Source organism: Erythrobacter sp. Dej080120_24, from assembly GCF_036322605.1.
In the GTDB taxonomy this organism is placed as follows: Bacteria; Pseudomonadota; Alphaproteobacteria; order Sphingomonadales; family Sphingomonadaceae; genus Erythrobacter; species Erythrobacter aurantius.
Genome location: NZ_AP027262.1, coordinates 116,582 through 136,251, shown reverse-complemented (window position 1 = coordinate 136,251; position 19,670 = coordinate 116,582). Strand labels below are relative to the sequence as shown.

The 19,670-nt window shown below is 61.3% G+C and carries 14 protein-coding genes; 4 read left to right on the top strand and 10 right to left on the bottom strand.

The features are described 5' to 3' along the window. Nucleotides 1-3 precede the first annotated feature (3 nt). From AABA34_RS00645 to AABA34_RS00635, 3 genes are read right to left on the bottom strand one after another with little or no spacing between them, the layout of a single operon-like run. Nucleotides 4-669, bottom strand: a complete 666-nt coding sequence (locus AABA34_RS00645; protein WP_034955642.1) for a CoA transferase subunit B — start codon at nt 667-669, stop codon at nt 4-6. Further along, nucleotides 669-1,949 (bottom strand): hypothetical protein, encoded by a 1,281-nt coding sequence (locus tag AABA34_RS00640; RefSeq protein ID WP_051700165.1) that lies wholly within the window; start codon nt 1,947-1,949, stop codon nt 669-671. Before AABA34_RS00640 ends, AABA34_RS00645 begins: the two co-directional genes overlap by 1 nt. Further along, complete coding sequence (locus AABA34_RS00635; RefSeq protein WP_034955639.1) at nt 1,946-2,668, bottom strand: CoA transferase subunit A; 723 nt, start codon at nt 2,666-2,668, stop codon at nt 1,946-1,948. Before AABA34_RS00635 ends, AABA34_RS00640 begins: the two co-directional genes overlap by 4 nt. Before the next feature lie 532 nt (nt 2,669-3,200). On the opposite strand from AABA34_RS00635, the gene AABA34_RS00630 reads away from it, so the two are divergent. After that, a complete protein-coding gene (locus AABA34_RS00630) occupies nt 3,201-5,522 on the top strand; it encodes a CDC48 family AAA ATPase (RefSeq protein WP_034955636.1) in 2,322 nt (773 codons plus the stop codon). A gap of 3 nt (nt 5,523-5,525) precedes the next feature. Here the strand turns inward: AABA34_RS00630 and AABA34_RS00625 are convergent, their stop codons facing one another. Beyond that, nucleotides 5,526-5,741, bottom strand: a complete 216-nt coding sequence (locus AABA34_RS00625) for a hypothetical protein (protein WP_338303471.1) — start codon at nt 5,739-5,741, stop codon at nt 5,526-5,528. An 11-nt stretch (nt 5,742-5,752) separates the two neighbouring features. Then, nucleotides 5,753-8,587 carry a DNA polymerase I gene (gene polA, locus AABA34_RS00620; protein ID WP_338303470.1) on the bottom strand — a complete coding sequence of 945 codons (2,835 nt, stop codon included), beginning with the start codon at nt 8,585-8,587 and terminating at the stop codon, nt 5,753-5,755. Nucleotides 8,588-8,701: 114 nt separating this feature from the next. Between polA and AABA34_RS00615 the strand changes: the two genes are divergently transcribed. Continuing rightward, nucleotides 8,702-9,166, top strand: coding sequence for a hypothetical protein (locus tag AABA34_RS00615; protein ID WP_338303469.1), 465 nt, complete (start codon nt 8,702-8,704; stop codon nt 9,164-9,166). A gap of 75 nt (nt 9,167-9,241) precedes the next feature. Here AABA34_RS00615 and AABA34_RS00610 read toward each other — a convergent pair whose 3' ends face one another. Next, nucleotides 9,242-10,276 (bottom strand): serine hydrolase, encoded by a 1,035-nt coding sequence (locus AABA34_RS00610; RefSeq protein WP_338303468.1) that lies wholly within the window; start codon nt 10,274-10,276, stop codon nt 9,242-9,244. A 274-nt stretch (nt 10,277-10,550) separates the two neighbouring features. Between AABA34_RS00610 and AABA34_RS00605 the strand changes: the two genes are divergently transcribed. Continuing rightward, nucleotides 10,551-12,863, top strand: coding sequence for a DUF305 domain-containing protein (locus tag AABA34_RS00605; protein WP_338303467.1), 2,313 nt, complete (start codon nt 10,551-10,553; stop codon nt 12,861-12,863). A gap of 80 nt (nt 12,864-12,943) precedes the next feature. Here AABA34_RS00605 and AABA34_RS00600 read toward each other — a convergent pair whose 3' ends face one another. The 3 genes from AABA34_RS00600 to groES form a co-directional block, all read right to left on the bottom strand. After that, nucleotides 12,944-14,791 (bottom strand): DUF885 domain-containing protein, encoded by a 1,848-nt coding sequence (locus AABA34_RS00600; protein ID WP_338303466.1) that lies wholly within the window; start codon nt 14,789-14,791, stop codon nt 12,944-12,946. A gap of 139 nt (nt 14,792-14,930) precedes the next feature. Then, nucleotides 14,931-16,571, bottom strand: coding sequence for a chaperonin GroEL (gene groL / locus AABA34_RS00595; RefSeq protein ID WP_034955625.1), 1,641 nt, complete (start codon nt 16,569-16,571; stop codon nt 14,931-14,933). 68 nt (nt 16,572-16,639) lie between these two features. Further along, nucleotides 16,640-16,927 (bottom strand): co-chaperone GroES, encoded by a 288-nt coding sequence (gene groES, locus AABA34_RS00590; protein WP_034955623.1) that lies wholly within the window; start codon nt 16,925-16,927, stop codon nt 16,640-16,642. 201 nt (nt 16,928-17,128) lie between these two features. Between groES and AABA34_RS00585 the strand changes: the two genes are divergently transcribed. Further along, entirely contained in the window at nt 17,129-17,965 is an 837-nt protein-coding gene (locus AABA34_RS00585) for a mechanosensitive ion channel family protein (protein WP_034955622.1), read from the top strand. On the opposite strand, the gene AABA34_RS00580 is transcribed toward AABA34_RS00585, so the two are convergent. Continuing rightward, on the bottom strand, nt 17,946-19,364 hold the full coding sequence (locus AABA34_RS00580; RefSeq protein WP_034955925.1) for an MATE family efflux transporter: 1,419 nt from the start codon (nt 19,362-19,364) through the stop codon (nt 17,946-17,948). The two genes, AABA34_RS00585 and AABA34_RS00580, sit on opposite strands and share 20 nt — an antisense overlap. Between the last annotated feature and the right edge of the window lie 306 nt (nt 19,365-19,670).

Genomic DNA, 19,670 nt, shown 5'->3' with positions numbered 1-19,670 from the left:
GGATCAGGCGTGCTCCAGCGCCACTTCGTAACGCGCGGTGGTGCTGGCGGCGATATCAGCCTCGCTCACCCCCGGCGCCAGTTCGATCAGCTGGAAAGCAGCGCCTTTCTCCGGACGTTTGAACACTGCAAGGTTGGTAATGATCATGTCGACCACGCCCGCGCCCGTCAGCGGCAATGTGCATTCGGGAATGAACTTGGGCGAACCGTCCTTGGCAGTGTGATCCATCACCACGATGATTTTCTTGACCCCGGCGACAAGATCCATCGCGCCGCCCATGCCCTTGATCATCTTGCCGGGAATCATCCAGTTGGCGATATCGCCGTTCTCGGCCACTTCCATCGCGCCCAGCACAGTAAGGTCGATGTGCCCTCCGCGGATCATCGAAAAGCTTGTTGCGCTGTCGAAATAGGCGCTGTGCGGCAATTCGCTGATGGTCTGCTTGCCCGCGTTGATCAGATCGGGATCAACCTCGTCATCATAGGGAAACGGGCCGATGCCCAGCATCCCGTTCTCGCTCTGCAGCGTCACCAGCATTCCTTCTGGAATGTGGTTGGCCACCAGTGTCGGGATGCCGATGCCCAGATTGACGTAATAGCCATCGCGCAATTCCTTGGCCGCACGCGCAGCCATTTGATCGCGGGTCCATCCTGCGGCTTGTGCGGTCATTATCGGGCCCTTTCGGAAAGCAGCGGGGTCGGGATCAGGAACCAGCCTTCCCCGATCATCGGTTCGAGCGCGCGCGCATCAGCTGGATTGAGCAGGTAGTCGAACAATTCATGGAAGTCCGAACGTTCATCGCCGGCTATCGCGATCAGGCAGGAAGTCTGCGCCAGTTGATCGCGGCGCAGCTGCTTGCGTTCGTCAGACGATCGCATCAGCAGCACGTCGTCGGTCCCGAGCGGATCGAGACCGGAACGGAAAAGGGCGATGCGGATCTCGTTTTCCTTGTCCGCAGCCAGGCCCGAAATCCAGGCGATCGCCACGCCCTTGCGCCGCAATTCCGCCAGTCGCTGAGCGAGCGCCGGTGATGCGCTGGTTATATCGACCGGGAGCAGGTCTTCGCCCTTCGGATCGAGATCGATCAGGACGGTGGACGTGCTTTGCGCGCATTCCATTCGGTCGGGTCGGAGCGCGGTTGCATCGATCAAGACTGCCGATGCCCGATCCGGGCCGGTTCCCGGTTGCATCAGGAACTCGGGTGAGGATGCATAGCTGAAGAACGGATCGAAAAAGGTGCCGCCCGCTGTCGCCGGAGCGGCGCTCGGCACGGCGACCAGACCGCCTGCGGCTGGTGCTTCGGCACGGGTGCGCGGAACAGCTGCTTCGGACACGGCAGGAACCGCAGCGGAGGTCGTTGCCGGAACGGGCGCGGGTGCGATGGCAACAGTCTGAGCCGGAGCTGGAGCCGGAGGCGGAGCAACTGGCATCGGCGTCGGTGCTGGTGCTGGTGTCGGCGCTGGTGCTGGCGCAGCCGGAGCGGCTGTCGTTGTGGCAAGGGCTGGAACACGTTCGAGCGCGCTCATGCTGCTGGCGACGGTCGCTGCGGCAGACGGGGCCTCTTCGGCTTCGGCCATCTCGGCCAGCTCGCCAGCCACCAGAACAGGCTCGGGTTCCGGCGCTGGGGCATTGACTATTGTTGGAGCCGGCCCTTCGACAGCTTCAACCTCGGCTTCGACCGTTTCCACTGCCGCCACCGCAGCGCTTGCGGTCGCCACGGTTACCTCGGGTTGGCTGGGCGCCGGTGCGGCAACAGCCGCAGTAGTGGCTGCCACAGCGGGGGAGTCGGCGCTGTCGGCTGCGTCATCAGCGCCTGTGCGCCCTTCGCCTGCCATCAGGCCGCCTGCAACGATTGGGAATGCCGCCGCGACGCAGCCCTGCAAGGCAAAGGCCGCCCCGCAGGCAAGCGCGAGCTTGATCTTCTTCTGGCGTTCCATCGCGCTGTTCATGCTTCCTCCCGTTCACGCACCGTGCGGAATTCGATTTTCTTGTCATAGGGCGCGCCCAGGACCAGCCGGTTCACGAACACGCCGGGCAAATGCACTTCGTCGGGGTTCAGCGCCCCTGCTGGCACGATTTCCTCGACTTCGGCGATACACACCTTGCCGCAAGTGGCGGCAGGCTGGTTGAAATTGCGCGCGGTCTTGCGGAAAATCAGGTTGCCGGTTTCGTCGGCTTTCCAGGCCTTGACGATCGACAGATCGGCAAAGATTCCGCGCTCCAGAATATAGGTCGACATGACGCCGTCCTGATCGGGGAATTCCTTGTGTTCCTTGCCTTCGGCAACCTGCGTTCCCACGCCGGTCTTGGTGTAGAAACCCGGTATCCCTGCGCCGCCGGCGCGCATCCGCTCTGCCAAGGTGCCTTGTGGGCAGAATTCGACTTCGAGTTCGCCGGAAAGGAACTGGCGTTCGAATTCCTTGTTCTCGCCGACATAGGATGAAATCATCTTCTTGACCTGCCGCGTGCGCAGCAGCTTGCCGATCCCTTCGTTGTCGATCCCGGCATTGTTGCTGGCGAAAGTCAGGCCTGTGACGCCGCTGTCGCGAATGGCATCAAGCAGGCGTTCGGGAATGCCGCAAAGGCCAAAGCCTCCAGCGGCGATCAGCATGTCGTTGGCGATTACGCCTTCGAGAGCGGCGGCGGCATCCGGATATATCTTTGACATCTTAGGGGTGCGATCCTCGCAATCTTGTCTCGTTTCTGCGTCGCGGATGACGCATCGCCCCGGACACTCAGGAAGGCGCGGCGGCAAGCGCTGATTAGTCCCTCAAAGCCCCGCTGTCACGACCCCGCGTTCATGTGTGAAAACTCTGCCATCTTGCTGCAGTGCAAAACCGAAGAACGCCAACATGCATAAAAAATAGGCAAATGAGTAAAGATTGGGCTGCTAAATGTGCAATGGACGACCTAAAACTGAAAGATTTTGCGGCACATGTTGCATATCATGCAATTTATCATGCGGCTTTCGCACTTGCACAAAACTTTCGATCTGATCATATCAGACCGTGCCTTTCAGGCATCCTCTCCCAAACTTTCAAGCCCGGCCTTTGTGCCGGGCTTTTTTCTGCCCTTCGCAAACGGCATTCGCGACCGCGATGCCCGTCCATGCGGATTGAGGGCATTTGCAATCAGGAATTCCGGACCTTAGCTAGATCGCGTCAACGCTTTCACGAAGTTCACGCGCAAAGGATCCGAAAATGGCCGATGTCGACGCTGCCGCCCCGAGCCGCACTGCGCGCCTGCAAGTAGCCCCTGCGCGGCAGGAAGAATCAGGTCAAGGCATTGCTCGTATGCCGCGATCGGCGTTCCAGAAGCTGGGCATTACCGAAGGCGACGTGGTCGAGATCAAGGGGAAGCGCACAACCGCCGCAATCGCCATGGCCGCCTATCAGGAAGACGACACGCTCGATGTCGTCCGCCTCGACGGGCTTCAACGCGGCAATGCCGAAGCCGGATCGGGCGAGCATGTCGAAATCAGCGTTGCCGAATCGCGCCCCGCGACGCGCGTGGTGTTCGCCCCGGCGCAGCGTGAGATGCGACTGCAAGGGCCGACACAGGCACTGAAGCGCAATTTCTTCCGCAAGCCGCTCGTCGCGGGCGATCTGGTGGCGACCACAGGGCAGCAGCCGGTACAGAACATGCCGCCCGATGTCCGCCAGCTGCTGCGCGCTCCGGCCTATGCGCTGACGCAGATCCGCCTTTCGGTGCATTCGACCAGCCCCAAGGGAATCGTCCACATTGACGACAACACCGAAGTCGAACTGCGCACCGAATTCGAAGAGCCGCGCGATGCCCGCGCCGTCGTCAATTACGATGACGTCGGCGGGATGGAGGACACGATCCGGGCCTTGCGCGAAATGGTGGAATTGCCGCTGCGCTATCCCGAACTCTTCACCCGTCTCGGTGTCGATCCGCCCAAGGGGGTGCTGCTGCATGGCCCGCCGGGAACGGGCAAGACCCGGCTGGCGCAGGCAGTTGCGAACGAAAGCGATGCCGAATTCTTCACCATCAACGGTCCGGAAATCATGGGCTCCGGCTATGGTGAAAGCGAAAAGCGGCTACGCGAAGTGTTCGAGGAGGCGACCCGCGCCGCCCCCGCAATCATCTTCATCGACGAGATCGATTCGATCGCGCCCAAACGGACACAGGTGCCCGGGGAGGCCGAAAAACGTCTGGTTGCGCAACTGCTTACCCTGATGGACGGGATCGAATCGCGCGCCAATCTCGTGGTGATCGCTGCAACCAACCGTCCGGATGCGATTGACGAGGCGCTGCGCCGTCCAGGCCGGTTTGACCGCGAAATCGTGATCGGTGTGCCCGATCAAGGTGGACGCCGGGAAATCCTGTCGATCCACACCCGCGGCATGCCTCTGGAGGACAAGGTCGATCTGAGCGAGCTCGCGCGGGTCACGCATGGCTTTGTCGGAGCGGACATTGCGGCGCTGACGCGAGAGGCCGCGATTGACGCCGTGCGCCGGATCATGCCCCGGCTCGACCTTGATGAACGCACCATTCCGCAAGACGTGCTGGATGATCTTTGCGTCACCCGCGATGATTTCCTGAGCGCGCTGAAACGCGTCCAGCCATCGGCCATGCGCGAAGTCATGGTGCAGGTCCCAAACGTCGGTTGGGACAATATCGGCGGTGTCGGCGATGCCATCGACAAGCTCAAGGAAGGGATCGAACTCCCGCTCAAGAACCCGGAAGCGTTCCGGCGGCTTGGCATCCGCCCGGCCAAGGGGTTCCTGCTTTATGGCCCGCCGGGCACAGGCAAGACCCTGCTGGCAAAGGCGGTGGCAAAGGAGGCGGAGGCTAACTTCATCTCGATGAAAAGCTCCGATCTTCTGTCCAAATGGTATGGCGAGAGCGAGCAGCAGATCGCCAAGCTGTTCGCCCGCGCGCGTGCCGTCGCGCCTTGCGTCATCTTCATCGACGAAATCGACAGCCTCGTTCCCGCACGCGGTTCAGGGCAGGGCGAGCCGCAAGTTACGGGCCGTGTCGTCAACACCATCCTTGCCGAAATGGACGGACTGGAGGAGCTGCAATCGGTGATCGTGGTGGGGGCAACCAATCGCCCGGCGCTGGTCGATCCCGCCTTGCTGCGCCCGGGCCGGTTTGACGAGCTTGTCTATGTCGGCACCCCCGACAAGGCGGGCCGCGAGCATATTCTCGGCATTCACACCCGCAACATGCCGCTCGCCAGCGATGTCGATCTGGCCGAAGTTGCCACGCAGACCGAACGCTTCACCGGTGCCGATCTTGAAGATGTCGTGCGCCGTGCCGGTCTTGGCGCGCTGCGCCGACTCGGCGGCGAGGTGAGCGAAGTGGCGATGCAGGATTTCGTGGAAGCCCTGAAAGACAGCCGCGCCACCGTTACCGCGCAAATGGAAGCCGAATATCGCAAGATGCGCGGCGAGCTGAAGAAGCGCGCGGCAGAGGTGAACCCGATCGGGTTTTTCTCGCCGGAGCATCTGGAACCAGCCCGAGCAAAGAAGCACGGCGAACCGGAGAAGGATTGAACCCTACAGCTTGCTCGCGGCGTAGAGGGCCATGGCGGCCAGCACCGTGAATAGCAGGGCGAACCCTGCGTAGATCATCACGCTTTGTTCGTGGATAACTACGGCTGTGGCGAGATCGAGATACCGGCCCTCTTCATTGTAGGGCAGGCCGCGCCTCGCGTTCCATCTGCCGCCACAGATCAACGCGCCGATCAGGCAAAAAGCACTGATCGTGCGCATCAGCCATCGCATCAATGCGCTGCGTCCCAGCTTGCTCCCGTCCCGATATCCACCGCCAGTGGCACGCTAATGTCGACCGCTGGCAGCGCGGCCTCCGACATGAGTCGTTCAATGACGGGCGAAGCCTTGGCCACGTCGCCTTCGGGCAGTTCGAACACCAGTTCGTCGTGCACCTGCAACAGCATCTTCACATCGTGCAGGCCCGCATCGCGCAGAGCCGGGAGCATCCGTGCCATTGCACGCTTGATGATGTCGGCGCTGGTGCCCTGTATTGGCGCGTTGATCGCGGCGCGTTCGGAACCCTGGCGCTCGGCCTGATTGGACGATTTGATCCGCGGGAACCACGTCTTGCGCCCGAACAGTGTCTCCGAATATCCCCGCGCTCGCACCGTTTCGAGCGTTTCGTGGATGTAACGCTGAATGCCCGGAAAGCGCTGGAAGTAGGTGTCGATCATCTCCTGCGCTTCGTCAGGTTCGACCTCGAGCCGTCCTGCAAGACCCCACCGCGAAATGCCGTAGAGAATTGCGAAGTTGATGGTCTTTGCCCGCGCGCGGGTGTCGCGGGTGACTTCACCGAACATCTCCGTCGCGGTGCGTGCGTGAATGTCCTCCCCATTGGCGAAAGCCTGTTTGAGCGTATCGACATCCGCCATGTGTGCAGCGAGCCTGAGCTCGATCTGGCTGTAGTCGGCGGCGAGCAAAACGTTGCCTTCTTCCGGCACGAAGGCTTCGCGGATCTGGCGGCCGATAGGGGTTCGGATCGGAATGTTCTGAAGATTTGGATCGGTCGAGGAAAGTCGGCCAGTCTGCGCTCCGACAAGGCTGTAGCTGGTGTGGACGCGCCCTGTCGTCGGATTGATCTGCGCCTGCAATGCATCGGTGTAGGTCGATTTCAGCTTCGACAGATGGCGCCATTCCAGCACCTTGTTGGCGATTGGCGCGCCCTCTGCCGCCAGCTTCTCCAGCACCGAATGATCGGTCGAATAGGCGCCGCTCTTGCCCTTCTTCCCGCCTTTGAGGCCCATTTGTTCGAACAGCACTTCGCCCAGTTGCTTGGGCGATCCGACTGCGAATTGCTGGCCGGCGATCTCGTGGATTTCGCCTTCGAGTTTGGCGGTTTCGGTGGCGAATTCCTCGGACAGCTTGGCCAGCCTTGCACGATCAACCTTGATCCCTTCCCGCTCCATCCGCGCAACGACAGGGATCAACGGCCGGTCGACCCGTTCGTAGATTTTGCTGCCGCCCTCGGTCGCCAGACGCGGTTTCAGATGACGATAAAGGCGCAAGGTGACATCCGCGTCTTCCGCTGCATACTCCGTCGCCCGGTCAAGCGGGACTTCGCCAAAGGGAATCGCCTTCTTGCCGGTTCCGCAAACGTCCTTGAACGCCAGCGGAGTGTGCAGCAGGTGTCGCTCGGACAATTCGTCCATGCCATGGCCGCCGCCCATGCCTTCACCACGGCCTGCGTCGAGATCGAAGCTGATGACCATCGTGTCCTCGATCGGAGACACTGCGATGCCGACCCGCGCCAGCACGTTGAGATCGTATTTGCCGTTCTGGAAAACCTTGGTGACGCTGTCGTCCTCAAGCATCGGTTTCAGCGTGGCGATGGCCTGATCCATCGGAACCTGATCGGGCTTTTCCGCGAACATGTCCGACCCGCCATGAGCAAGCGGGATGTAGCAGGCATCGTTGGGGCCAAGCGCGAGGCTGACACCGACAAGGTCCGCCTGGATCGCGTCCAGCGAGGTGGTTTCGGTGTCGACTGCCACCAGCCGGGCGGCAATGGCCCGGGCAACCCAATGTTCCAGCCGTTCGAGCGTCTGAACGGTTTCATAGGCAGTGCGATCGACCTTGGGCATTTCGGGAAGCGGCTGGCGATTGCCCTCGGGCGTGCCGGCATCCCCTTCCTTATCCGCCTTTGCCGGGTTGAGATTGTTCGCGCGTTCGGGGGATCCCGCTCCAGCGCCGAGCCGCTTGAGCAGCGAGGTGAAGCCGTGCTGTTGCAGGAATTGCGCGAGCGGTTCGGGCGGCACCCCGTCCAGCAGGAAATCATCCAGCGGTTCGGGCAGGTCGCAATCTTCCTTGAGCGCCACGAGCACACGGCTCATTTCGGCATCCGCGCGCCCTTCGATCAGCCGCTCCTTCAGCTTCGAAGGTTTCATCTCCGGAGCCTGATCGAGCGCGGCCGTCAGCGAACCGTGTTCGGCAATCAGTTTCGACGCGGTCTTGGGGCCGATGCCGTAGATGCCCGGAATATTGTCAACGCTGTCGCCCATCAGCGCGAGAACATCGCCGACCAGTTCAGGCCTGACCCCGAACTTCTCCTGCACCTCGTCAATGTAGATGCGCTGCGACTTCATCGTATCGAGCATGTCGATGCGCGCGCCGTTTTCCTCTCCGACAAGCTGCATCAGGTCCTTGTCGGACGAAACGATGGTAACGTCCCATCCCTGACGCTGCGCGGCGCGGGCATAGGAAGCGATCAGATCGTCAGCCTCAAGGCCCGATTCCTCGATGCAAGGCAGGCTGAAAGCACGCGTCGCGTCGCGAATCAGCGGAAATTGCGGGCGCAGGTCTTCGGGCGGTTCGGGCCGGTTGGCCTTGTATTCGGGGTATATCTCGTTGCGGAAGCTCTTCGAATCCTTGTCGAGGATCACCGCGAGGTGAGTCGGTCCGTCAGCCTCGTCGAGATCGGTCGCCAGCTTCCACAGCATGGTGGTGTAGCCATAGACCGCGCCCACCGGCGTGCCCTCAGGGTTGGTGAGCGGTGGGAGCCGGTGATAGGCGCGGAAAATGTAGGACGATCCATCGACGAGATAGAGATGCTTGTGCTCGCTTGACATGCGGGCGGTGCTAGCATCGGTTGCACAGGCGCGTAAGCCGCTTTAATGCACGCCTCCGGACATTGTTGCAGTCGTTCAGCCTGCCCTGAGCCCCTCCTGAAAAGGGGCAAAAACATGGCGAAAATGTGTCGGCCTGCCTTATTTCGCTTGCAATGCCACAATCTCGCCATTATTTCAGGTCGTGAAGTCGGGGGTCAGAAGCCGGCTTTGGCGTGCGTCCGGATCATCGGACCACGCGCCAATCACTCGCTGAACAAGGATTTCATATTATGCGTAAGATCGTTCTTGCTGCTGCAATCGCCACCTCGGCTCTGGGCCTCGCTGCTTGCGGCGAAACCGCTGATTCCGTCGCTGAAACCGGTGACGCAATGGCTGCCGACGCTGAGTCGATCGCCGAAGACGCGACCGCGACCGCTGAAGAAGGCGCAGAAGCCGTTGAAGGCGCTGCTGCTGAAGGCGCAGAAGCTGTTGAAGCTGGTGCAGAAGCTGCTGGCGACGCCGCTGAAGCTGCTGCTGCTGAAGCTGAAGCCATGGTGGAAGGCGAGTAATTCGCTCTCCGTCATCGCCATCAGGCTTTGACTAAAGAAAAGGCGGTGCCGCGAGGCGCCGCCTTTTTCTTTGCCCGGTCTTTTTCCTGGCTCGCAATGCAGCCGTTCAGCCGCCGGTGCGGTCAGCGCTGGTCCAGTTCCGGTTCTGACGCGCCCTGACGTTGAAACCGTCGTAAAGCGCGCGGGCGATCGCCGCGATCCTCGCCTCACGTGCCGAACGCGATCCTTGCCCGGTTACGTAAATCGCCACTGCAATCGCGCGGCCATCGGGTGTTTCGATGATCCCGACATCGCTGGAAGTGTTGTTGAGCGATCCTGTCTTGTGGCTCACACGGGCTTCATCGGGCATGTGTGCCACGATCCGGCGTTGGCCGGTGACCGTGCGGCTCATCGCGCCAAGCAGCACCTGGCGGCTCTGATCCGAAAGGAAAGCACCGCGATAGAGCCCTTCGAGCAGCTTCACCATCGCACGCGGAGTTGCGGCATCACGGGGATCGATCCAACTCGCAGGATCATACTCGCCATCATCGCGCACCAGCGTGGCAATGTCGCGGTCGATCGAGAACTCTTCGATACCCTGCCGCCGCATCCAGTCGTTGACCTTTTCCGGCCCGCCGACAGCTGCGAGCAACGCGTCGGTTGCAGGATTGCTCGAACGGGTGATCATGATCTCGATCAGGTCGATCGCGGGCATGTACTGCCCTTCGCGCACCGGAGCGGCGGGTGATGAGAACTTGGCCGAACGGATCGGGATCAGCAGGGGGAATTCCGAAGTCAGCGAATAGCGGCCCTGCTCGACCATTTCGAGATAGGTTGCCGCCACCGCAATCTTGCTGGTCGATGCCATCGGGAACAATTGATCGCCCAGCACCATGATTTGCTCGCCAGTAGCGAGATCGCGCGCCGCCACGCCAATTCGCCCCTGAGCCCCATCGGCGAGTTCCGCGATGCGCTGTTCAAAGCCGCTCGAGTAGATCGCCTCGAAACTCTGTGGTTCGCGCATTTCGGTGCCGAATGCGTCATCAAAGCTGGATTGAAGCTCGTTGGTCTGTGCTGCCGCAGGCAACGACAGCAGCGCCGCGAAAGCTGCAAAAGCAGTTGCGAAACGTTTGAGAAGGGTCGGTCGGTTCGGGGAAGCCATCAGCCAGAAATACTCCAAACGGGGTTAGTGGCGACTTAACGAAAGATTCTACGTTGGCCGGATTCGTCGCGGCAAGAACCCGGTTCGTCTGGTGCGACGAAATGTGCGCGGCACGCGACCGGAGTTGTGAAACCACTCCAGAATGGAACATTCGCGCCATTGGAAGGTTCCTGTTTTGCCTTCATCGATATCGGTTGCGGTATTGTCATCGCAGCCTTGACTGCACCGTGCAGTCGGGCAGACAGAGCCGCTCCATCACTCAACAGGGACGATCATGATTACACCACGCAACGCTGTTTCGGGTTCTCGCGCTATTCTCACTGCCATGCTGCTGGGCGGATCGACGCTGGCGATGGCGCAGACGGCGCCGATCGTGCAGCCGGGTGCTCCGGGTCAGGCGGGCCGCACTTTGACCGCTGAAGAAGCGACCGAACTGGCCAAGGCAACCTATGTCAAAGCCGACGTGGCTTTCATGCAGGGCATGATCGTCCACCATCAGCAGGCCGTGGAGATGGCCAAGCTGGTTGAGGATCGCACCAATAACGAAGAAGTCGTCACCGTTGCCGGCCGCATCCTTTCGAGTCAGGCCGACGAAATCGAATTCATGAACCAGTGGCTGGCAGATCGCGGTGAAAAGACCGTGATGGTCGGCATGGATCATTCAGGGATGGATCACTCCAGCATGGATCACTCGATGCATGCGATGGTGGATCATTCGCAGATGTCCGGCATGGCGACCCCTGAGCAGTTGGCGAAGCTTGCCTCGCTTGAGGGTGCTGAGTTCGATCGCATGTTCCTTGGCCTGATGATTGCCCACCACGAAGGCGCGATCGACATGGTCGAGGCGTTGCTGCGTCAGGCAGGCAGCGCGGCAGACCCGGTGCTGTTCCGCTTCGTCAGCGATGTCGAAAATGATCAGAACGCCGAGATCAAGCGCATGGACGTGTTGCTCGCCGGGATTTCGCCCGATCCGCGCGCCAAACTGGCGGCTGGCTTCGATGATGCCGGCGAAGCGATCATGAACCTGCGCCACGTCGTCAGCCTGCGCAAGCCGGCGGGTTTCTTCGATCCGGGCAATCCGGCTGATCTGCGTCCGGCCTTGCCTCCTCGCGAGGAAGAAAAGGACGAAAAGGCTGAAGGCGCCGCAGAAGCAACGCCGGCCCCTGCTGCGGAGGCCGCTGAAGGCGAAGCCGAGCCCGAAGCCGGTGAAAGCCTGACCCAGTTTGCAGAGCGTTCGCCGCTGCTCGATTTCGCCAATACCGACATGGCGTTCTTCGACGACATCATGGTTGCGGGGAACTATCACGGCTTCAACATCTACCGCCTTGGCGAAGATGGCGTGCCCAACCTGCTCAGCTCCGTCGTATGTCCGGGTGGCCAAGGTGACGTTTCGGTTCTTGGCAATATCCTGATCATGAGCGTCGAGCAGACCCGTGGCCGGGTCGATTGCGGCCTGCAGGGTGTCGAGGAAGAGGTGAGTGCCGAACGGTTCCGCGGTCTGCGTGTGTTCGACATCTCCGATCTTTCTGCTCCGCGTCAGGTCGGGCAGGTCCAGACCTGCCGAGGCAGCCACACGCATTCGATCGTCAGCGCCAATGAAGAACGCCTGATCGTCTACAACTCGGGCACGTCGCGCATCCGTGAAGAAGAGGAACTCGCGGGCTGCATCGACAATCCGGCTGACAGCCGCACCGCCTATTTCAGCATCGACGTGATCGAAATACCGCTCGCTGACCCGTCACGCTCGCGCATCATCAGCAGCCCGCGCGTTTTCGCCGATGACGAAACCGGCGAGATCGCTGGCCTGTGGCAAGGCGGCGAAAGCGAGCCGGGTGCGCAGGATACCCGCCGGACCGATCAGTGCCACGACATCACCGTGTTCCCGGCGCTGAACCTCGCCGCAGGCGCATGCTCGGGCAACGGCATCCTGATGGATATCTCCGATCCGATGAACCCGAAGCGCATCGATGCGGTGTTCGACAAGGGCTTTGCCTATTGGCACTCGGCGACGTTCAACAACGATGGCACCAAGGTGATCTTCACCGATGAATGGGGCGGCGGTGGCCGTCCGCGCTGCAAGGCATCGGACCCGATGACCTGGGGCGCCAATGCAATCTATGACATCGTCGACGGTAAGCTGGAGTTCCGTAGCCACTACAAGATGCCCGGGCCGCAGGGCGACAAGGAAAACTGCGTCGCGCACAACGGCTCGATCATCCCTGTCCCCGGCCGCGATATTTTCGTGCAGTCGTGGTATCAGGGTGGCATCAGCGTGATGGACTTCACCGACAGCAGCAACCCCGTTGAAATAGCGTTCTTCGATCGCGGCCCCATCAGCGATGAGCAGTTGGTGGTTGGCGGGTACTGGTCGTCCTATTGGTACAACGGACGCATCTACGGCACCGAAATCACCCGCGGCGTCGATGTGTTTGCTCTGGAGCCGAGCGAATTCCTGACTGCCGAGGAAATCGCCGCTGCTGAAGCCGCCAGCTACGAGGACACCCGCTTCAACCCGCAAACGCAGACCCAGGTGACCTGGGATGCAAGCGTGATCGAAGCGATCGAAGCGGCTCGCAAGGGCGGCTAAGGCACCCATAAAGCCAAAACAAAAAAGGGCCGGGGTAGCGATTGCTGCCCCGGCCCTTTGCTTTGGCGTTCAGCTGTTGATCAGGCCTCGCCGGCCTTTACCGAAGCGATCCAGTTGTCGACCATCTTTTCGAGGATCGGCAGCGGCACCGAACCTCCGCCCAGAACGGTATCGTGGAAGCCGCGAATGTCGAAATCATCCCCCAGTTCCTGCAGCGCCTTGGCGCGCAGTTCCTGAATGCGGATCATGCCGATCTTGTAGCTGGTGGCCTGCCCCGGCATCACGAAATAGCGTTGCACTTCGCTGCGTGCGACGGTTTCCGGGTTGGGCGAGTTTTCGAGGCAATAGGCAACCGCTTCATCCTCGGTCCAGCCCTTGGCGTGGATGCCGGTGTCGACGACCAGACGGATTGCACGCCACATTTCGCTCTGCAGTCGGCCAAACTCCGAATAGGGGTCTTCGTAGCCGCCCATTTCCTTGGCCAGCGCTTCGGCATAAAGCGCCCAGCCTTCGCCATAGGCGGAGATGAAGCCGCCCTGCGAACGGAACCGCGGCACGCCTTCCAGTTCCTGTGCGATCGACACCTGCATGTGGTGGCCCGGATTGCCTTCGTGATAGGCGATTGCCTCCAGCGGCGGGATCGGCATGGCTGTCATGTCGGAAAGGTGCGCGTAGTAGATCCCGGGACGCGAACCGTCAGGGGTGCCCGGGCGATAGTGCTGTGCGGCGCCATCCTGCTCGCGGAATGCCTCCACCCGGCGCACCTCAAGCGCGGCCTTGGGCAGGCGCCCGAAGAATTCGGGCAGGCGCTCGGTCAGCTTGTTGATGTGCATGGTCGCACGGTCGATATAGGCCTGCGCCCCGGCTTCATCGTCCGAGAAGAAGAATTGCGGATCTTCGCGTGTGAACACGAAGAACTCCTGCAGGCTCCCTTCGAAACCGGTCTTTGCCATGATCGCTTCCATCTCGCCGCGAATCCGCGCGACCTCGGCAAGGCCAAGATCGTGGATCTCATCCGCGGTCAGATCGGTCGTGGTCATGTCCTTGAGCCGGTCGGCGTAATAAGCTTCGCCATTGGGCAGCGTGGTTGCGCCCTTTGCCTCTTCATCGGAATTGGGAAGGTCTTCCTTGAACCAGTCGATGACGCGTTGATAGGCGGGGGCCATCTGCGTGGTCAGCGCGGTCCGTGCCTCTTCGCGCAGTTCGTCCGCGCGTTCCTGGGTAATGGTCCCGTCTTCAACCAGCTTGGCAAGGTGTCCTTCCACCCCGGCCCAAAGTGCCGAAGGCTCGCCGCTGTCATCGAACGGGGCGCCGCCGATGATCTTGCCGCTTTCTGCAATCACCGCGTCATAGGCGAAGCGCGGAGGGCGAACGCCGGCTTCGGCATTGGCCTGCGCGCGTGCGAGCAATTGGTCAATTGCCGTGCCGATGCCACCGATGCGGGCGATGAAGGCCTGCATGTCGCTTTCGGTTTCGACAGTGTGCTGGCTCAACAGGAAACTCGGCAGGAACGTGTGTGCGCCATTCATCTGGTCGAGGATGTATTCCTGCTCCATGAATTCCGCAGCTGCGGCAGCGCGCTCGGCGCGGTATTTGAACATGTCGTAGGAAATCTTGTCCTGAGCGGACAGCGCATCGTAATCGAAGTTCGCCTCCATATCGACGAGCGCCTGTTTCCACCAGTTCACCTGCTCCATCATGGCCGCGGTGCTCAGGTCGTCGATCTTGTCATAATTGGTCTTCATGCCAAGCGCGGTCTGGCGAATGGGCGAGAATGCCAGTTCTTCCTGGAATTTGGTTTCGAACCATTCATTGAGGCATTCGCCCTGCGTGGTGGTGCATTCGATGGTCGCGGCAGTGGTCATGATGCCGTCGCATCCGGCCAATGCGACCGAGGCGAGCAACAAGGCTGCAAATCTGGTTTTCACGGTGATTCCCCTAGGTTTGAAAGGGCAACCATGCGCCACCCGGGCGAGCTTGGGAACCCTGCCATTCGACCAACGAAAAACCCCGAGGGACGAATGTCCCCCGGGGCCTTTCTTTTCAGCTGTTGAAGCGTGGCTTTGCTTAGAAGCCCATTCCGCCCATGCCGCCCATGTCCGGCATTGCCGGCGCAGCGGCCTTGTCTTCCGGAGCGTCGGTGATCGCCGCTTCGGTGGTGATCAGCAGGCCCGCAACCGAAGCTGCATCCTGCAGAGCGGTGCGCACAACCTTGGTCGGGTCGATCACGCCGGCTTCCACCAGGTTTTCATAAGTGTCGGTCGCAGCGTTGAAGCCCTGCGTCTCGTCGCCTTCACGCAGCAGATTGCCCGACACGACAGCGCCGTCGTGACCGGCGTTTTCGGCGATCTGACGGATCGGCGCCATGATCGCACGGCGAACGATGTCGATGCCGCGGGTCTGGTCGTCGTTTTCACCCTTCAGGCCTTCGAGCGCCTTGGTGGCATAGAGCAGAGCGGTGCCGCCGCCCGGAACGATGCCTTCCTCGACAGCCGCACGGGTTGCGTGGAGGGCGTCGTCGACGCGGTCCTTGCGCTCCTTCACTTCGACTTCCGAAGCACCGCCGACCTTGATCACGGCAACGCCGCCGGCGAGCTTGGCGAGACGCTCTTGCAGCTTCTCGCGGTCGTAATCGCTAGTGGTGTTCTCGATCTGGGTGCGGATTTCACCGACGCGAGCCTTGATGTCGGCTTCTTCACCGGCGCCATCGACGATGGTGGTGTTGTCCTTGTCGATGGTGACGCGCTTGGCCTGGCCGAGCATGCCGAGCGTGACGTTCTCGAGCTTGATGCCGAGGTCTTCGCTGATCATTTCGCCCTTGGTCAGGATCGCGATGTCTTGCAGCATCGCCTTACGACGATCGCCGAAGCCCGGTGCCTTGACCGCTGCAACCTTCAGGCCGCCGCGCAGCTTGTTGACGACGAGAGTCGCCAGCGCTTCGCCTTCGATGTCCTCTGCGATGATCAGCAGCGGGCGACCGCTCTGAACAGCTGCTTCGAGGATCGGCAGCATCGCCTGCAGGTTCGAGAGCTTCTTTTCGTGGATCAGGATGTAGGGGTTGTCGAGTTCAACCGTCATCTTGTCCGGGTTGGTGATGAAGTAGGGCGAAAGATAGCCACGGTCGAACTGCATGCCTTCGACAACGTCGAGCTCGAATTCGAGGCCCTTGGCTTCCTCGACGGTGATCACGCCTTCCTTGCCGACCTTTTCCATGGCTTCGGCGATCTTTTCGCCGACTTCACGGTCGCCGTTGGCCGAGATGATGCCGACCTGAGCGATTTCGTTCGAGCCGGACACGTCCTTCGAACGCGACTTCAGGTTTTCGACCACCTTGGCAACGGCAGTGTCGATGCCGCGCTTGAGGTCCATCGGGTTCATGCCGGCAGCAACCGACTTCATGCCTTCGCGCACGATCGCCTGGCCCAGAACGGTGGCGGTGGTGGTGCCGTCACCGGCGAGGTCATTGGTCTTCGATGCAACTTCACGCAGCATCTGCGCGCCCATGTTCTCGAACTTGTCCTTGAGTTCGATTTCCTTGGCGACGCTGACGCCGTCCTTGGTGATGCGCGGAGCGCCGAAGCTCTTGTCGATCACGACGTTGCGACCCTTGGGGCCGAGCGTGACCTTGACGGCATTGGCGAGGGTGTCGACGCCGCGCAGGATGCGCTCACGCGCTTCGCGGCCGAACTGTACGTCCTTGGCAGCCATTGGTGTTTCTCCTGGAATGTATGATTGTTTGGATTAGCGGTGGTGGAAAACGGCTATGGCCTCGGGGCTCAGCCGATGATCCCCATGATGTCGCTTTCCTTCATGATCAGCAGGTCTTCGCCGTTGATCTTGACTTCGGTGCCCGACCACTTGCCGAACAGCACACGGTCGCCGGCCTTCACATCCATCGGGATGCGATCGCCATCGTCGTCACGGGCGCCTTCACCCACGGCGACAACTTCGCCTTCGCTCGGCTTTTCCTGTGCGGAATCGGGAATGATGATGCCGCCAGCGGTCTTCTGGTCGGCTTCGATGCGGCGCACGACAACACGGTCGTGCAGGGGACGAAATGCCATTTCAATGACCTTTCTTGTTGGGTTGATATGTCTGTTGGCACTCTCTCCCCGAGAGTGCCAGCGCGGCGCATTTGGGGATGGGCAGCGCACGAGTCAACAGCCGCGGCGCGAAAAAATTTTCGGAAACATCATGCCGGGTTGTAGATTGGATAGGGTGTCGGCAATGCCAACGGTTCAAGTGATTAAGGTTCGGAAAATTCAATGAAATCAGACAAGAACGCGATTGCAATCAACCTTACGGAAGCGGCTGTGACTTGGTTGCAGAACCATCTTTTCTCGATTGCCGGTGCATTCGCAGTGCTTGTCATCGGGCTGATCCTGGCCCGGCTTCTTTCGAAATGGGCCGATCGGATGCTGCGGGCCTCGCCCCGGTTCGACCCAACTGTCGCCGACTTCCTGTCCAGCCTGGTGAAATACGGGCTCTACGCGCTGGTGTTGGCAACGGTGCTGGCCCAGTTCGGGGTAGAAACCACCAGCATCCTTGCGGTTCTTGGCTCGATGGGCCTCGCTGTGGGGCTCGCTTTGCAGGGAACGCTGAGCAATGTCGCCTCGGGCGTGATGATCCTGACCCAGCGTCCCTTCAAGGTGGGAGAAGCGATTCAGGCCGGACCGATCAGTGGCGTAGTGCAGGAAATCGGGCTGTTCACGACCGAGCTCAAGCAGTTCGACGGCCTGTTCCTGCTTGTTCCCAATTCTGAACTCTGGAGCCATCCGATCACCAATTTCCACCGCCATCCGGTGCGCCGTTTCGAACTGATCGTCGGGATCGGATACGGCGACAGCATGGAACAGGCGCGCAACGAGCTGGTCGCGCTGGCAAAGGCGGACGACCGGGTGTTGGCAGAGCCTGAGCCTGTCGCATTCGTCAATTCGCTGGATGACAGCTCGGTCGGGGTTGGCTTGCGGGTGTGGTGCGAAACCGCAGATTACCTCAACCTTTCCTGGGATCTGACCGAAGCGGTAAAGGCGCGGTTCGACGAAGTGGGGCTGACCATTCCGTTCCCGCAGCGCGAGGTTATCACGCGGGTTGCGGGCTGACCGCTGCTGCGCTGCTGCGCCGTGTCAGCCGCAGCCGTTCGCGGGCCATCCATCGTGACAGCAGCAGGATCGCGGCAAAGGCGAGGCCGGTGGCAAGGCCGATCCAGACCCCGATCCCCTGGAGGCTGGTGAAGAACCCGAGCCCGATCCCGGCGCCGATGCCCGGCACCCAATAGCTGAAGATCGCGATCCACATCGGCACGCGGGTGTCCTGCAATCCGCGCAGGGCCCCCGCAGCGACGGCCTGAATGCCGTCGACGATCTGGAAAGCGGCGGCCAGCACCAGATATTGCAGGGCAAAGCCGACCAATGCCGCATTCTTGGCGGCATAGGGATCGACGTAGATGGAAAGCAGCAGATAGGGCGCAAACACCATCGCGCCCGCTGTCATGCTCATGAAGCCGACCCCGAGGCCCAGAGCAACCCAGCCCGCGCGCTTGATACCTTCCCCGTCGCGCGCGCCATAGAAATAGCCGACCCGAATAGTCGCGGCCTGGCTGACCCCGAACGGGATCTGGAATGCAAGCGCGGCGAGTTGCAGCGCCACAGTATGCCCGGCCAGTTCGGCGGCGCCAAAGCGCCCCATCATGAAGGCGGCAGCACCGAAAATCCCGGCTTCGGCGGTAACCGTCAGCGCGATCGGCGTGCCGATCCTCACCAATTGCCGGAATCGCTCCCAATCGGGTGCCCACAGCCGGCCAAACACCCGGAAGCGATGCAAGCGGGGGTCAAGCCGGATCGCCAGCACATATGCAGCAAGCGTGAACAGGGCGGTGAGGATTGTCGCTAGCGCAGCGCCTCTAAGCCCCATTTCAGGGGCACCGAAATTTCCGAAAATGAAAGCGTAGTTGGCAAATCCGTTCACGAAGATCCCTGCGCCGGTGATCGCCGTGGCGAAGATCGGCCGGCCAAGCGCAGAGACGAAATTGCGCAGCACGGCCGCGAGCAACATCGGCACCATCGAGAAGACGATGAGATAGTTGTAATCGGTGGCCAGCACGATGATCGTCTCTTGTTGGCCGGTGACGCGCATGATCGGCTCCAGCAGCAGGCAAAGGCCCATGCCAGCAATCCCGCTGATTAAGGCCAGCCAAAGGGCCATTCGCACCGATCTGCGCACCGGGCGCAATGATGGGCTGCGTGCGCCAACCGCCTCAGCGATAAGCGGCGCGACCGCCCCTGCAAGCGCGGTCATCGCCCATAGAACCAGCCCGAACAGGGAAACCGCCAAAGCCGAAGCCGCCAGCGGTTCCTCACCCAGCCGCGCGATGAAGATCACATCGATGGCATAGGTCAGCATCTGCAGCAGATTGGCGAGCGCCAGCGGCCCCGCAAGCAGGGCGGTCGCCCGCAGTTCCTGTCCCCAGGTGGGCGTTTCGAGAGGTGCCGGATCGCGCATGACATCAGCTTCGCTCACGACGGGGCGAGCGGGTCGCGATAGGGTTGCGGGCGAGTCATGGGAAGGGAAATTCGTCTTGGGCGGGAGAGGGCCGGTGCGGCTGAAGGAGAAAGCCCTTTATATAACCCGGCAAATTCCTCATAACCCCACATAAGGGTAATTACGGGGATTCGGTGCAGACATACCCGGAAACAGCTCACGACGCGCAAGCGGAGGGGGCCTCGCGCAAGTTTGGCAAAGGACGGATTTTCGCTGGCGCTGCGGCAATTGCGATTGCCGTGACCGTGCCAGATCTGTCTGTAGGCG